This window comes from Streptomonospora litoralis (genome assembly GCF_004323735.1).
Classification (GTDB): domain Bacteria; phylum Actinomycetota; class Actinomycetes; order Streptosporangiales; family Streptosporangiaceae; genus Streptomonospora; species Streptomonospora litoralis.
The window spans coordinates 1478063-1493121 of record NZ_CP036455.1; the positions used below are offsets into that span (position 1 = coordinate 1478063).

The 15059-nt window shown below is 72.8% G+C and carries 13 protein-coding genes; 8 read left to right on the top strand and 5 right to left on the bottom strand.

The genetic code is table 11. From position 1 onward, the window contains the following. Positions 1-182: 182 nt before the first annotated feature. The 5 genes from EKD16_RS06240 to EKD16_RS06260 form a co-directional block, all read right to left on the bottom strand. Positions 183-2546 (bottom strand): ATP-binding protein, encoded by a 2364-nt coding sequence (locus EKD16_RS06240; RefSeq protein WP_207391442.1) that lies wholly within the window; start codon positions 2544-2546, stop codon positions 183-185. A 55-nt stretch (positions 2547-2601) separates the two neighbouring features. Further along, positions 2602-3234: a DUF6879 family protein gene (locus tag EKD16_RS06245; protein ID WP_207391443.1), complete on the bottom strand. Its 633-nt coding sequence runs from the start codon at positions 3232-3234 to the stop codon at positions 2602-2604. Continuing rightward, positions 3227-3496 carry a hypothetical protein gene (locus EKD16_RS06250; protein WP_131097512.1) on the bottom strand — a complete coding sequence of 90 codons (270 nt, stop codon included), beginning with the start codon at positions 3494-3496 and terminating at the stop codon, positions 3227-3229. The genes EKD16_RS06245 and EKD16_RS06250 overlap by 8 nt, the downstream gene beginning before the upstream one ends. Before the next feature lie 403 nt (positions 3497-3899). Then, complete coding sequence (locus EKD16_RS06255; protein WP_131097513.1) at positions 3900-4421, bottom strand: hypothetical protein; 522 nt, start codon at positions 4419-4421, stop codon at positions 3900-3902. A gap of 89 nt (positions 4422-4510) precedes the next feature. Continuing rightward, the gene (locus EKD16_RS06260; protein WP_242677257.1) at positions 4511-5194 is read right to left on the bottom strand and encodes a TetR/AcrR family transcriptional regulator; all 684 of its coding nucleotides are present in this window, start codon (positions 5192-5194) and stop codon (positions 4511-4513) included. 116 nt (positions 5195-5310) lie between these two features. Between EKD16_RS06260 and EKD16_RS06265 the strand changes: the two genes are divergently transcribed. From EKD16_RS06265 to EKD16_RS06300, 8 genes are all read left to right on the top strand, one after another. Further along, entirely contained in the window at positions 5311-6429 is a 1119-nt protein-coding gene (locus tag EKD16_RS06265; RefSeq protein ID WP_131097515.1) for a hypothetical protein, read from the top strand. 883 nt (positions 6430-7312) lie between these two features. Beyond that, positions 7313-8881 carry a molybdopterin-dependent oxidoreductase gene (locus tag EKD16_RS06270; RefSeq protein ID WP_394347340.1) on the top strand — a complete coding sequence of 523 codons (1569 nt, stop codon included), beginning with the start codon at positions 7313-7315 and terminating at the stop codon, positions 8879-8881. 209 nt (positions 8882-9090) lie between these two features. After that, on the top strand, positions 9091-9756 hold the full coding sequence (locus EKD16_RS06275; protein WP_131097516.1) for a fasciclin domain-containing protein: 666 nt from the start codon (positions 9091-9093) through the stop codon (positions 9754-9756). Positions 9757-9839: 83 nt separating this feature from the next. Next, complete coding sequence (locus EKD16_RS06280) at positions 9840-10442, top strand: sigma-70 family RNA polymerase sigma factor (RefSeq protein WP_131097517.1); 603 nt, start codon at positions 9840-9842, stop codon at positions 10440-10442. Further along, a complete protein-coding gene (locus EKD16_RS06285; RefSeq protein WP_207391444.1) occupies positions 10439-11179 on the top strand; it encodes an anti-sigma factor in 741 nt (246 codons plus the stop codon). Before EKD16_RS06280 ends, EKD16_RS06285 begins: the two co-directional genes overlap by 4 nt. A 423-nt stretch (positions 11180-11602) precedes the next feature. Continuing rightward, complete coding sequence (locus EKD16_RS06290; protein WP_131097518.1) at positions 11603-12919, top strand: NAD(P)/FAD-dependent oxidoreductase; 1317 nt, start codon at positions 11603-11605, stop codon at positions 12917-12919. Beyond that, a complete protein-coding gene (locus EKD16_RS06295; RefSeq protein WP_131097519.1) occupies positions 12916-13719 on the top strand; it encodes a DUF1365 domain-containing protein in 804 nt (267 codons plus the stop codon). Before EKD16_RS06290 ends, EKD16_RS06295 begins: the two co-directional genes overlap by 4 nt. Further along, on the top strand, positions 13716-15056 hold the full coding sequence (locus EKD16_RS06300; RefSeq protein ID WP_131097520.1) for an SAM-dependent methyltransferase: 1341 nt from the start codon (positions 13716-13718) through the stop codon (positions 15054-15056). Before EKD16_RS06295 ends, EKD16_RS06300 begins: the two co-directional genes overlap by 4 nt. Positions 15057-15059 lie beyond the last annotated feature (3 nt).

A 15059-nucleotide genomic window follows, 5' to 3' on the forward strand; every position in this document is an offset into this window, starting at 1 on the left:
GCGCACATGCTGAAATCACCGCATCCGCCCGCACTGCGTCGATCGGCGAACGAAACGGGTATGCATCCGCTCGGCGAATCGGAAGTCCGAATTCTCGGTCGCGTCTCGGCCCCGCCGGCGCTGCATCCGACCCGCGCGGTCACCGGGAGCGCGCACCGGCGGCCACAGCGCCGCGCGGGCCGTCAGCCGTCGCCGTCGCTGCGGCGGAGAAGTTCGATGCGTTCGCGGATGCCTGCCGCGCGCGGGTCCTCGAACGGCCCGAGGAGTCGCAGCGCCTCACCGCGGTGCCGATCGGCCTCCTCGGGTGCCTCGGGTTCCACCGCTTGCGCAAGGGCCTCCAGCGCTGCCGCCTCGTGCCAGGGGTCGTTGAGCGTCCGATGCGCCTCGGCGGCGCGGCGCAGGAAGCCGACCGCGTCGGCGGTGCGGTCGGAGGCCAGGTAGACCTGCGCGGTGCCCTGCCAGGCGCGCGCCTCGCGGCTGCGGTCGCCCAGTCGGCGGTGCAGCACCGCCGACCGGTGGTAGGAGGGCTGCGCCTCGGCCGCACGCCCCAGCGCCTGCTGGGCGCGGCCCGAGGACAGCAGCCAGTACCCCTCCATGACGTGGTCGCGCAGGTCGGTCGCGATCTCCAGCGCTTCGTCGGCCGCCCGCAGCGCGGCCTCGGGCTGCCCGCGGTCGAGGTGGATGTCGCTTGCGATCCGCAGGGCGTTGCCGATGCTTCGGTCGTCCCCGCGCCGGCGGTGGTCGGCGAGCGCCGCCTCGACGGCGGCGGCCGCGTCGTCGAGGCGTCCCGCCTGGTAGTGGACTTCGGCCAGATTGGACCGGCACACCGCGGACCAGTGCCCCAGACCGAGCTCGTCGAAGCCGGCGACGGCGCGCGTGAGATGCGCCGCCGCGCTGTCCAAATCCCTCTTGCGCATCGCGATCAGGCCGAGTGCGTTGTGGGCGTCCGCCCGGCCGCGCCGGTCGCCCAACTCCTCCCATATCTCCAGCGAAGCGGTGTGCGCGTCGAACGCCTCGGCGAGGCGATCGACGCGCCGGTTGCAGAACCCCACAGATTCCAGAAGCCGCGCCTGGGCTCGGCGGTCACCCAGCCGGCGCGCGGCCTCCAGGCCGATCCCGCCGACCGAGAGCCAGTCCGCCGCGACGGCCGACGGCGACTGCGCGTTGTAGAGCACGGCGGCCAACTGCCAGGCGTGCCGGTCCAGCCCCGCCTGTTCGGCGGCCCGGACGGCGGGCAGGAAGTTGGCGTGCTCCCGCTCGGCCCAGTCCACCGCGTGGTCGTACTCGGCGAAGGTCAGCGGCGCGACCCCCTCGGCCGGCGGGTCGAGGTGCAGGCGGTCCTCGTTCGGTTCGATCCACGCCTGCGCCGCGTCCGCGGTATGCAGGTACCAGTCGAGCACCCGCCGCAGCGCCGCCGTGCGCTGCTCCGCCGGCTCGTCGTGCCCGGCCTGGTCGGCGGAGTAGGCCCGCAGCAGGTCGTGGAACGTGTAGCGATCCGGCGCCGTCTGCTCCAACACGTGCGCGCCGACGAGCACGTCCAATTGGTGGCGCGCCCGGCGGAGGCTGAGCTGGGCCAGCGCCGATGCGGCACCCGGGCCGAAATCGGGGCCCGGATGCAACCCGAGCAGCCGGAACAGGCGGGCCGCCTGCGGCGGCAGAGCGCGGTAGGACCAGGCGAACACGGAATGCACGGCGTCGGCCTCCTCGTCGTCGCCCGTACTCAGGGCTTCCCACAGTGCCGACTCGTCGCGCAGGTCGGCGATCAGATCGTCCAACCGCAAGTGCGGTCGGCTCGCGGCGCGTTCGGCCGCTATGCGCAGGGCCAGTGGCAGCCGCGCGCACAGCCGGGACAGCTCGGCTAGCTGCTCCGGGGTGTCGTCGGGGCGGTAGTCGGCTGTCACGGTTCGAAGCAGCTCCACCGCCTCCGCCTCGGCCAGCGTGCCCAGCGTGATCCGGTGCGCGCCGTCGCGGACGGCCAGCCCCGACAGCCGGTCCCGGCTGGTGACCAGCACCAGGCTGCGGGTGAGCCCGGGCAGTAGTGGCCGCACCTGGGCGTCGGTCCCGGCGTTGTCCAGCAGGATGAGCATGGCCCGCTCGGCCAGCACGGAGCGGTACAGGGCCGCCGCCGATTCGGCCTCCGCGGGTATCGCGGGGGCGGGAACCCCGAGTGCGCCGAGGAACCGGTGCAGCGCCTCCAGCGGGGGCAGCGGCTCGCCCGGGTCGTAGCCGCGCAGATTCACGTACAGCTGACCGTCGGGGAAGCGTTCCCGGGACCGGTGCGCCCAGCGCAGCGCGAGCGCCGTCTTGCCCGCCCCGGCCGTACCGGCGATGACGCAGACGCCGGGGCGGTAATCCCCCTCGGCGGTGCGCAGGCCGTCCAGCCGGTCCAGCTCCGCCGTGCGGTGCACGAAGCGGTGCGGCTCACCGGGGAGTTGGCGCGGAGGGGTGCGGGCGCCCGTTCCCTCCGCTCCCGCGGCGCCGTGGTGGATGTGCACGCCCCCGCTGACCCGGCCGGCCTGGACCACGTCGCGGGAGGGCCCCGTCACCTCCGGGGTGGTGGTGCCGGGCGGTTCGCGGTCCCCGGTGTGCTCGGTGATGGCCCTACCTCGGTGTGGTCGGCTGCGGCGGCGCGAGGTGGGCGACCTCGCGGTCGAAGTACGTCGTCATGTCCTCGCCCCGGTGGAAGAGTCCGGCGATGAACGCCTCCCAGCCTCGGACGGTTCGCGGGTCGTCGAAACGCACCGCTCCGTCGACGGCGCCCGCATCCGTGTACACGACGCGGTAGAGCACCCGTCCGCCCAGGACGACGACCTCGGGAAGCGGGCCGGTCTTCTCGTAGTGGCCGACGGCGCCGCCGTCCACCACCCGCACCGGCATCCCGGATTCGTGCTGGATGCGCAGTGCGTGCAGCTCCCACTGCATGTACGGGGTCAGCGGCGCCTCGGCGACGCGGACGCGGTGGAAGACCGAGCCGCGGGCGGCGTCCTCGCGCCCGACGGCCTCCAGTTGCGGGCGCTGGGCTTCGTGCAGCCGCAGCGCTTCGTGCCACTCGCCGCGGCAGAACGCGAGCCAGCTGTCGTCGTCGCCCTCGTCGAAGGTCTGCTGCCGCTCCAGCTTCCAGGAGTCGTGGTCGCGGATCGCCTGGTCGACGCGGTTGAACTCGCCGCTGAACGCACCGGAGGGCACCCGGACGCCGTCGGCCGGGCGCAGTGCGGGAGGGGAGAACTCAGGCATCGGCGATGTCCGGCTTGGCGCTGCCGAGCATCCGGCCCGAGATTACGACGAGGCGCTCGTCGGGGGCGATCGTGACGCCTTCAGGGAGGCGTTGCGCATAGGCGGCGGTGAGGTCGCGGCCGATGACGGCGACGTCGCCGTTGCCGAGCTGCCAGATTTCCGGGCATCCGTTCCTGCCCTTGGTCTCGCCCAGTTCTTTCGCCGTCTTGCCGAGCCGCCGGGCGAACGGCGCTTCCGGATCTGCTTCCCAGGGGCGCGTCATGCGGGCTCCTCGGTATTCCTATATCGTTTCGCGAAATCGTAACAAGCGATGGGATGGCGCGCAATGCCGACGGTGCCGCGCTTGTGCTCGTGTGATTGTAGCGGGTGTGCCCGGCGTGCGCGCGGTTTTGCGAGTTTCTCAGGTGGCGCGTCGGACATTCCTGATCATTGGCGCGATCTTTCCCGTTCCTTGTGCTTCAGCGAATTCACCTGCGGTTCCTTTTCGGGGTGCGCGTATGGCCGAAAGCGGACATGCGAAACCGCCGGGTGAGGGCGTTGAATACGGCACTCGGCGGTTTCCGGCGTGTATGCCCGGTTGCCACCGTTCGGTCGCGGCGCTCCGTTCGCAGGACGTGCCGCGGACGGCAGGCGGGGCGGCACGGCACCGCGGGCCGCGGCCGGCCTCACCGGCGTGGCGGTGCCGGTGTGGCGCGGGCGGTGTAGTCCTCGACGGCCTCGGCGAGCGGGCGGGTGGTCTTTCGCAGGCGCTCGGTCAGGTAGCGGTGGTCGTGGTCGTCGACGGGCACGGGGGACCGGCGCAGGCGCACACTCCAGGAGCGGGTGTCCGGGAACACGTGCAGGTTCTCGACGTGGTCGGCGAGGACGACCCCGCTGCCGAACGGGGCGAGCTCGGTGATTAGCAGCGGGCAGCGCAGCGGGAACGCGCGCTCGCCGAAGCGCACCGGCTCGTCGTCCCGGACCGCCGGACCCTGCACCTCCGCCTCGGCGATCACCCGGCCCTGGTCGCGGGTGGGATTGTGGAAGCATCCCCGCGTCGTGTAGACGAGCATCCGGTCGCCCGCCGCCAGCTTCGCGGCCTCGCCGCGCCGGGCGGCGGGGAATGCGGTCTGCTGGGTGGACAGGATCCAGCCCAGGGCCTCCCGGTCGCCGATCACCATCAGGTACGCGCTGCTGTCACCGCTCACCCTGGAGACGGTACCGAAAACGGCGGCCGCCGCGCCGGAGCGGATCGAACCGGGGCGCCGGCGCCGGCCCCGGTCCCGTGGCGCTTCCCTCAGTCGCCGGGTGCGTCCGTGCGCGGAGCGAGGCGGCTCTGTACGCCGTCGAGGATGACGTCCAGGCCCTCGGCGAACCAGTCCCGTTCCGTGCGGGGCAGCGGGCGGCGGACCAGGTCGTGCAGCCGGGGGAAGCGCTCCAGGTCGACGTCGTGGAGGCGCTGCCGCCAGTTGGCGCCGGGGTCGTCGGTATCGGCCGAGCGCGCCGCCTCGCCGAGGACGACGCGGACGCTCCCCTGGACGTAGTGGTTGACGGTCATGACGACCTGCGCGGCCTGGTGCGGCTCCAGGCCGGCGGGTTCCAGCGCGTCCAGTGCCCATTCCATCCCGGCGAGCGACTCGGCGCCGAAGGGCGGGGAGAGGTTGGCGGTGGCGGCGAGCATCCAGGGGTGTTCCACGAACATCCGCCAGTCGGTGCGGGCGAGGGCGTGCATGCGCTCCCGCCAGTCCATGCCGGCGGGGTCGGGATAGGCGTAGCGCCCGGCGACCCGGTCGACCATCGCGGAGACCAGTTCTTCCTTGTCTGCGATGTGCCGGTACAGCGACATGGTCCCCGACCCGAGGTGTTCGGCCACGCGGCGCATCGAGACCGCTTCGAAGCCGTGTTCGTCCGCCGTGTCGATCGCGGCGGCGGCGATGCGCTCCCTGGTCAGGGGAGCCGCTGTGCGCGGTCGTCTGTTCACCCGGTTCCGTCCTTTTCGGTCTTGCCTCAGCATAACCCGGTGAGTACGTTGTACGCATGCGCTGAGTACAGCGTACCCATCCAAGCGGAACGCCGTAGCCGGGAAGGCGGAGCACCATGGAGACGACCACACGGCCGCGAGCGATATTCAGCATGCTCGACGGCTACCGGCCCATCACGAACCTGCTCGGCGCCGGGGACCCGAACGTGCACAGGATCGACGGCCGGTGGTGGATGTACTTCGGCGGATTCCAGCGCGACTTCACCAACAACCTTTTCAGCGCCTACCTGCCTGCGGGAGCCCGCCTCGGTGACGGGACGGCCTGGACGATCACCACCGGTTCCGCCCGCCCCGGCAGGGCGGCTCCGCTGATCGAGCAGCCGGCCAGGGGCGAATGGGACCGCCGCGGACTGCACGAGCCCTGCTTCGTCAGCGGGTGGAAGCAGACCCCCGACGGCGAGCGGGTCCCGTGCCGGCGCATCTACTACACGGGCCGCAGTTCGCGCAGGGCCCAGGGCAACGAGACCCCCTACGCCATCGGGTTCCTGGAGCACACACCCGACGGCTGGCGGCGCCACGGCGCCCCCGTGGTCACGGGCGATTCCGCGAACCCCAGCACCCTCGGCCCCAAGGTTGTCTTCGCCGACGGCAAGTGGCGGATGTGGTTCCGGGCCAGTCCGCATGAACCCGCCAAGGGCGAGCAGCCCGTCTGCGAGATCCGCTACACCGAGAGCACCGACGGCATCACCTGGAGCCCGCCGTGGCCGTTCCACTCCCGGGAGCACAGCTTCGCCCACGCCTACGTGCTGCAGCGGCCCGACCGCTGCGAAATGCTGCTCAGCACGAGCCCCAATGTGTTCGGCCAGTCCCGCTACCCGGAGCAGGGGCTCTGGCTGAGTACGTCGGCCGGGCCGAGCGGCGACGTCCGGGACTGGTCGAAACCCCGACTCCTGGTCGGCGCCGCCGGCGGACCGGCCTGGCTGCGCAACGGCTTCTTCGGCGCCAGCCTGTGCGCCGACGACGCGGACGGAGGCGGTAGGCGCCACGTCTTCTTCACCGGGGTCCACGCGTCGATCGACTGGCCCCGTTACGCGCTGCGCAGCCTCGCCGCACTCCGGCGCCCGCCGGTGCCCGCTCCGTTCTACTTCACGATCGGGCATCTCACGCTCGACATCGACGCACCCGGCGCCGCGGGTGCGGAGCGCGGTCCTGAAGAAGGCTTGGCTTCGTCTTGAGGGGAAATGTCGGTGGCCGTTGCTAGCGTCGCAGCCTGCCGGTCTGCCGGGTGTCGGGCGGACTCGACGGGACGGCGGCGGCAGCGGGCACGGCGGATGGCCGGGCCTGCGGTCGTCGTGTCGGGTGCTCGCCGGTGGCGCGGGCGGCGAGGGCGCCGCAGGCCGGTCGGCGCATCCAACGCGCGGTTTCCACCGGATTGCGGCCGCTGTCCGGTCGAAACCCTGCAATAGGTAGCACCGGTCCCATCGAGTCTGAATGCAGGGCTGGATTCGGCGCCGAATCCAGCCCTGAAGACAGACTCGGCGCGGCTTGGCCCGTCTATCGCGACCTTATGGTCGCAGGAAAGCGCATCCCGCGGCCATAAGTTCGCGATCATCGCCGGATGGACCGGCATAGGGGACCTACCGGCGCCGGTGGACCGGCTTGGTGCCGCCGTAAGGGACCGGGCCCGCGCCGGCGCGGGGTGTGGCGCGGTCGCGGGTGCCCGCACGGCCCGGTGGCCGCGCCGGATCGGGGGCCGGGGGCAGCCGCCGGGCGGCCGCGCTGGCGCGGCCGCCTCCGCAGCTGCCGAGCCCGCCGGAAAAAATCCCGCGCACCCCCAATCCACCGCGCGCCGGGCGTCGAATGCCGGGTGTGAGTACCACAGGACACGACGTGAGCCCGCGTTCCGCGCGGCGCCGCAGGCACGCCGCGGGAGCCCTCGCCGGCCTGCTGGCGGGCGGGACCGCCCTGGGCGTCGGCGAGTTGGTCGCCGGCGTCATGGGCACTGCGTCCCCGGTGATCGGCGTCGGCGGTGCCGTGGTCGACAACAGCCCGTCCTGGGCCAAGGACTTGGCGATCGCCCTGTTCGGCGTCTACGACAAGGCCGCCCTGCTGGTGGGCATGTACGCCGTGATCGCGCTGCTGGCCCTGGCGTTGGGTGCGGCGGCCGTGCGGCGCGGCTACGTCGGCTACATCGGTTTCGCGCTGTTCGCGGCGGCCGGGGTACTCGCTGTGACCGCCCGCCGCGCCGACGAGCCGTTCGCGGTCGTCCCGGTGGTGGCGGGTGCGCTCGCCGGAGAGGCGGCGCTGCTGCTTTTGCTGCGTCGGGCAGCCGAGGCCGCCCCCGTCGAGCAAGCCGCCCCCGTTCGTGACCTCCGCGGGGGCGGTGGGGCCGTTCCGGGTTCCGAAGGAAGGGGCGGAATCCGGAACGGCCTCGCAGAAGGTGCGCCGCAGACCGGTACTGCGGACGGTGGCGGCGCACGCCAAGACGGGTCCGCCGGGGCTGCGGCTTCTGCGGCGGCGGGAGGTCCTTCTGGGGAGGGAGACCCCCGCGACCAGGCCGCGTCGACCGCCCCCGGCGGACTCCAAGGGCTCCAGCAGCCCGAGCGGCCCGACGGGGACCGGGCTTCGCGGCGGCGCTTCCTCATCACCAGCGCCGGGGTCCTGGCGGTCGCGGCCGGTTCCGGGGGGATCGGCCGCTACCTCGCCACCGGCGCCGGCGTCGTCGAGAAGCGTTCCGCCCTGAGCCTGCCCTCGGCCGCCGAGCCGCTGCCGCCGCTGCCCGAGGGCGTCGACCTGGACATCGCCGGGCTGTCGCCCTTCAGCACCCCGAACAGCGACTTCTACCGGATCGACACCGCGCTGACCGTGCCGCGCGTCGACCCCGACCAGTGGCGGCTGCGCATCCACGGCATGGTCGACAACCCCGTGGAGCTGGACTACGACGCGCTGCTGCGGCGCCGACTGGTCGAGACCGACACCACGCTGACCTGCGTGTCCAACCAGATCGGCGGCGAGTTGGTCAGCAACTCGCGCTGGCTGGGCGTGCGGCTGGACGATCTGCTGCGCGAGGCGGGGGTGCACAGCGGCGCCGACCAGATCCTGAGCACCTCCCAGGACGGCTGGACCTGTGGCACCCCCACCGAGACCGTCCTCGACGGGCGCGACGCCATCCTGGCGATCGCGATGCACGGCGAACCGCTTCCCCTGGAGCACGGGTTCCCGGTGCGCATGGTGGTCCCCGGCCTGTACGGGTTCGTCAGCGCCACCAAGTGGGTCACCGACATCCGCCTGACCCGGTTCGCGGACGCCTCCGCCTACTGGGCCGAGCGCGGCTGGGCGGTGCGGGCGCCGATCAAGACCATGTCGCGCATCGACGTCCCCGGCCCGCTGGAGCAGGTGCAGGCCGGGGCGGCCACGGTCGCCGGCGTCGCCTGGGCCCAGCAGCGCGGCATCGAGGCGGTGGAGGTCCGCGTCGACGAGGGCGCCTGGCGCGAGGCCGAGCTGGCCGAGGTCCCCGGCATCGACACCTGGGTGCAGTGGAGCGCGGAGTTCGACCTGTCGCCGGGGCGCCACACCTTCGAGGTCCGTGCCACGGACAACACCGGCTACACCCAGACCAGCAGACGCGCCGAACCGATCCCCGACGGAGCGACGGGCTGGCATTCCGTGCAGATCACCGCGGAGTGAACGCCCTCGCCGGGGCTGTAGTTAACGCCCTCGCCGGGGCGAAAGCCGTCCCTATACGCCTCTTGCCGGTGACCCGGCGGAGTCGGACCAGAACAGAACGTCGATAAGGAGGCCCCCCGCCTCATCGTTCAAGGCCCCGAACCACTGCTCGTCTAACCCGATCCCGACGAGCGAAACCGCGCAACCTGAAAACCCAAGAGGAGAGCACCATGAACGCCAAGCACATGCACAAGTTCGGCATCGCCTCGGCCGTGGCCGCCCTGGCCCTCGGCCTGTCCGCCTGCGGCGGGGGCGGCGACATGGCCGCCGGCGGCGAGGAGACCGGCGGCGGCGAGGGCGCGACCTCGGGCGCCACCGAGTCGCCCGCCGCCACCGGCGGCACCGACATGGCGATGTCCGAGCCCTTCGGCCCGGCCTGCGCAGACGTGCCCGCCGAGGGCGCCGGCAGCTTCTCCGGCATGGCCGAGGACCCCGTCGCCACCGCCGCCTCCAACAACCCGGCGCTGTCCACCCTCGTCGACGCCGTCACGCAGGCGGATCTGGTCGATACGCTGAACAACGCCGAGGACATCACCGTCTTCGCGCCCGCGAACTCCGCATTCGAGGAGATTCCCGAGGAGGACTTGAACGCGCTGCTGGAGGACCAGGAGCAGCTCACCGAGGTGCTGACCTACCACGTCGTCGAGGGCAGGCACGCCCCCGACGAGCTGCAGGACGGCTCCTTCACGTCGCTGCAGGGCGACACGGTCGAGACCTCCGGTTCCGGCGAGGACTACACGGTCAACGGCGATGCGGCCAGCGTGGTCTGCGGCAACGTGCAGACCGCCAACGCCACGGTCTACATCATCGACGGTGTCCTGATGCCGCAGGGCTGAGAGCCCGGTACCTTCGGGCTCCCGGACGGGTCGGCGGTGGACAGCGACCCGTCCGGGTTCGGCTTCGGACAGGAACGAGGACGATGAACGAGGATTCCGCACGCCGGCTGTCGGGCGTACCCGGCCCCGACGCGCCGCCCGAGGAAGGGCTCGGCGAGCTGCTGCACCGCGTGGCCCGGGGAGACGAGCGCGCTTTCGAGCGCGTCTACGACACCATGAGTGCCCCGGTCTACGGACTCATCCGCCGCATCCTGCGCGATCCCGCTCAAGCAGAGGAGGTCGCCCAGGAGGTGATGGTCGAGATATGGCGCTCGGCGAGCCGCTACGACGACCACCGCGGCAGCCCCCAGGCGTGGATGATGACGCTCGCGCACCGCCGAGCCGTGGACCGGGTGCGCGCCGAGCAGGCCGGAAGCGACCGCGAGGTGCGCGCGGCCGCGGCCGGCGGCGGTACGCCTTACGACGAAGTGGAAGAGGAGGCCACATCGCATCTGGAAGGAGAGCGCGTCAGGCGCTGTCTGGAGACGCTGACCGAGTTGCAGCGTCAGTCGGTGCGCCTGGCCTACTACGGCGGATATACCTATCGTGAAGTGGCGAAGCTGCTTTCCTCGCCGCTCGGCACGGTCAAGACGCGGATGCGCGACGGCCTGATCCGCTTGCGCGACTGCCTGGGGGTGGAGTGGTGACTTCGAGACTGCGCCAAGACCTGCACACCCTCGCCGGCGCCTATGCCCTCAACGCGCTTCCGGAGGATGAGCGGCGCCGCTTCGAGGAGCACCTGGCGCGCTGCGACGCCTGCGTCCAAGAGGTGCGCGGGATGACCGAGACGACGACCCTGCTGGGCTCGGCGGCCGCCCGCACGCCCCCCGAGGGGCTGCGTCAGCGCGTGCTGGACGAGGTCGCCCGCACTCGCCAACTGCCGCCGCAGGGGGAGACCCCGCCGGCGCCGCAGACCTCGCGCTGGCTGCGCTGGGGCGGCGGGCTGGCGCTGGCCGCGTGCCTGGCGGCGGTGCTGGCACTGGGCGGCGTGGCCTTCATGCAGCAGCGCCAGATCGGCGAGCTGCAGCAGAACCAGCGCCAGATCGCGGCCGTGCTGTCGGCACCCGACGCCGAGGTCTCCAGCGCGGAGCCAGCCGAAGGCGTGAGCGTGACCGCGGTTTCCTCGCAGAGCAGGGGAGACCTCGTCTTCAGCGCACAGGGCCTGGAGCGGCTCGAACAGCAGGACTACCAGCTCTGGCTCGCCGACTCCGAGGGCTCCGTCCGATCGGCCGGCCTGTTGCAGGTCGCTCCCGACGGCGCGGTCCGACCGGTGCTGGCGGGCGACATCGGCGACACCCAGGCCATCGCGGTCACGGTCGAGCCGGAGGGCGGTTCCGAGCAGCCCACAAGCGAGCCGATGATGCAGATGCCGCTGCAGAGCTGAGGGTTCGGCGGGTTTCGACCGCTCGGCGGCCCGACCGCCGTACGGCCTTCCTGCGCCGAGAAAGAGTCGAGCGCGCTGCCCGGTCCCCGATCGAGGGGATCGGGCAGCGCGCTTTGTGCTATCCGGGTTGCCCGTGTTGGCCGTGTCGGTCGTGCCGGCCATGCCCGCCCGAGTCCGGTCCGATGCGATCGCTTCGCCGGCAGCGGGCGTGAACGGTCTACCGCCCACGCGGCTGAAGCTGCGACAGGTTCGACGATCGCCGCACCCGTTCGGGGGTGCGGCCTGAGGGCAGCCGAACCGCCCGCCCCCGCCTCGGCGCCGCGTGGCGCGGCGCTCGCACCAATCCACTCCGGCTACCGGCCCCGAATGAACGGTGGCGCCGACGGTGTCGGCGGCCGGAACCGGAAAGGAGGGCGCGGTTCGATGAGCCATACGTCTACGCCGGGTGCGGCGGGTGCGCCGCGCAGGGTGGCGGTGGTCGGCAGCGGGGTCAGCGGACTGACCGCTGCACACATCCTGCAGCGCGGCGGGGCCGAGGTGACGCTGTTCGAGGCCGACGACCGGCTGGGCGGGCATGCGCACACCCACGACGTGCCCGGGCCCCGGGGCTCCACGGCGGCTGTCGACAGCGGCTTCATCGTGCACAACCGGCGCACCTACCCCGAGCTGACACGCCTCTTCGGCGAGCTGGAGATCAGCACCCGGCCCACCGAGATGAGCCTGTCCGTGCGGTGCGAGGGCTGCGGGCTGGAGTACGCCGGAGCGAGGGGCATCCGCGGCTTGGCGCCCGACCTCGGCGTCCTGGCGCGCACCGCCTACCTGCGCATGCTCACCGAGATCCCGATGTTCCATCGCGCCGCGCGCCGACTGCTGGACGGCGGCGCGCCCTCCTCCGAGGAGCCCGAGACCGCCGAACCCGCCCTCGGCGAGTTCGCGCGCGGAGCCGGGCACTCGGACTACTTCATCGCCCACTACCTCGTGCCGCTCGTCTCGGCGGTGTGGTCGTGCCCGCCCGGGACCGCGCTGGACTATCCCGCGCGCTACCTGTTCACGTTCCTGGACCACCACGGCATGCTCGGCATGACGGGCTCTCCCGCCTGGCGCACCGTGGTCGGCGGTTCGCGGGCCTATGTCGAGCGGGCCGCGAAACCGCTGTCGTCGGTGCGCACGTCCACCCCGGTGCGGACGGTGCGCCGCACCGGCGACGGTGTCGAAGTCCGCACCGACGACGGCGACGCCGCGCGCTTCGACGGCTGCGTGGTCGCCGTACACGCCGACCGCGCCCTCGCCCTGCTGGAACGCCCCACCCCGGAGCAGCGCGACGTGCTGGGCGCCTTCGGCTACTCCCGCAACCCCACGCTGCTGCACACCGACGCCTCGCTGATGCCGCGCAGCACGAACGCCTGGGCCAGCTGGAACCACCGGATGGCCTCCTGCGCCGCGGCGACCACGCCGGTGCAGGTCACCTACCACATGAACCGGCTGCAGGGCCTCGACCCGGGCCGCGACTACCTTGTCAGCCTCAACGCCGCCGACGCCGTCGACCCCGCCCGGATCGTCGCCGAAACGGTCTACGAGCACCCCGTCTACACCCCCGAGACCCTCCGGGCTCAGCGCCGGCTGCCCGGTCTCAGCGACGGCACCCTCGCCTTCGCCGGCGCCCACCACGGGTGGGGGTTCCACGAGGACGGGTGCCGCTCGGGGGTGCGCGCCGCCGAGCTGCTGGGGGTCCGCTGGTGAGCAGCGGCCCCGCCGCGCCCGCGCTCTACGAGGCCACCGTGCGCCACGCCCGCGCCGAGCCGGTGCGCAACGTGTTCGCCTACCGCGGCTACTACTGGCTCGTCGACCTCGACGACCTGCCGGTCCTTCCGCGGGTGCTGCGCCCGCTGGCCCGGTTCCGGGTCGCCGACCACTGCGGCGACCCGCGGGGCACGCTGCGCGGCAACGTCGACGCCTTCGCCGCCGACCACGGCATCGACCTCACCGGCGGCCGGGTGGTGATGTTGGCCCACGCGCGGGTACTCGGCCACGTGTTCAACCCCATCACCGTCTACTGGTGCCGCGCCGCCGACGGCACCGCGGCCTGCGTGATCGCCGAGGTGCACAACACCTACCGGCAGCGGCACCGCTACCTGCTGCGCACCGACGAGGGCGGCCGCGCAGAGGTGCCCAAGGAGTTCTACGTCTCGCCGTTCAACGCCGTGGACGGCACCTACCGGCTCAGCCTGCCCGAACCGGGCCGCCGCCTGGACCTCGCGGTCAGCCTGCACCGGGAGGGCCGCCCGCCCTTCACGGCCTCGCTGCACGGCCGGCGCCGGCCCGCCACCGCGGGCTCGCTGCTGCGCCTGGCCCTGCGCCACCCCATGACCCCGCTGCTCGGTGCGCTGCGCATCCGGTGGCAGGGCGTCCGCCTGCTCGCCCGCGGGCTGCGCATGCAACCGCGCCCGCCCGGCCGCGCGGGACCCGCCGCAGACCGGATCGACCGGCACACGACAGCACCCGAACCACGGACACCGCAGAATGCGGAGGACCGACGATGACCACGACGCATCCGCCCCGTACCGGGGGCGGAGAACCCCGGCCGCTCCGGACACCCTCCGAGTCCGTCCGGCTGCCTGCTTCGGACCGCTTCGCCGCGGAGTCGCGCGCACCCGCCGTCGACCCGGACCGCTGGCCCGACGTCGCACACGTGCCGGGCGACCGCCTGCGCGGCCGCGTCGCGCGGCAGCTGGCCCGGCACGCCTTCGCGCGCGCGCCCATCCGGGTCACCACCCCCGAGGGCCCGCTGCCCAGCGCAGGAGGCCCCGAGGCGCCGCTGCTGGAGCTGCACCGCCCCGCCGACTTCTACCGGCGGCTGGCCGCCGGCGGCCTGATCGGGTTCGGAGAGTCCCGCATGGCGGGGGACTGGTCGGCGCCCGAGCCGGTGCGCCTGCTGACCGCCCTCGCCGAGTGCTACGACGACCTGATCCCGCGCCCGCTGCAACCGCTGCGCCACGTCACCCTGCCGCGGCGCCCGCGCCGCCTCCGCAACACCCGTAGCGGCGCGCGCCGCAACATCGCCCACCACTACGACCTGTCCAACGACCTGTTCGCGCTGTTCCTGGACGAGACCATGACGTACTCGGCGGGTCTGTTCGAGGGGCGTACGGGCGGCGGTCAGGCCGAGCTGGCCGACGCCCAGCGGCGCAAGACCGACCGGCTGCTGGACCTCGTCGGCGTGGGCGAGAACACCCGCGTTCTGGAGATCGGCACCGGCTGGGGTGAGACGGCGGTGCGCGCCGCGCGCCGCGGCGCGCGGGTCACCTCGGTGACCCTCTCCCGCGAGCAGCGCGACCTGGCCCGGCTGCGTGCGCAGGAGGCCGGGGTCGCCGAGCGTACCGACATCCGGCTCGCCGACTATCGCGAGGTCACCGGACGCTACGACGCCGTGATCAGCGTCGAGATGGTCGAGGCGGTCGGCGAGCGCTACTGGCCGGTGTACTTCACCGCGCTGGATCGCCTCACCGCACCGGGCGGGCGCATCGGCCTGCAGTCCATCACGATGGACCACGCCACGATGCGGGCCTCGCGGGGCAGCCACACCTGGATGCACAAGTACATCTTCCCGGGCGGCCTGATCCCCTCCGTGGAGGCGATCGAGGAGCAGTTGCGGCTGCGCACGGCCCTGCGGATCACCGACCGCCGCGCTTTGGGGGGCGACTACGCCGAGACGCTGCGGATCTGGCGCGAGACCTTCGACGCGGCGCACGAGCAAGTCGCGGCGCTCGGTTTCGACGCCGTCTTCCGCGCCATGTGGTCGTTCTACCTGGCTTACTGCGAAGCGGGCTTCCGCTCGGGAACGATCGATGTCGAGCAGATCGTGATGGAGCGTGACTAGAGC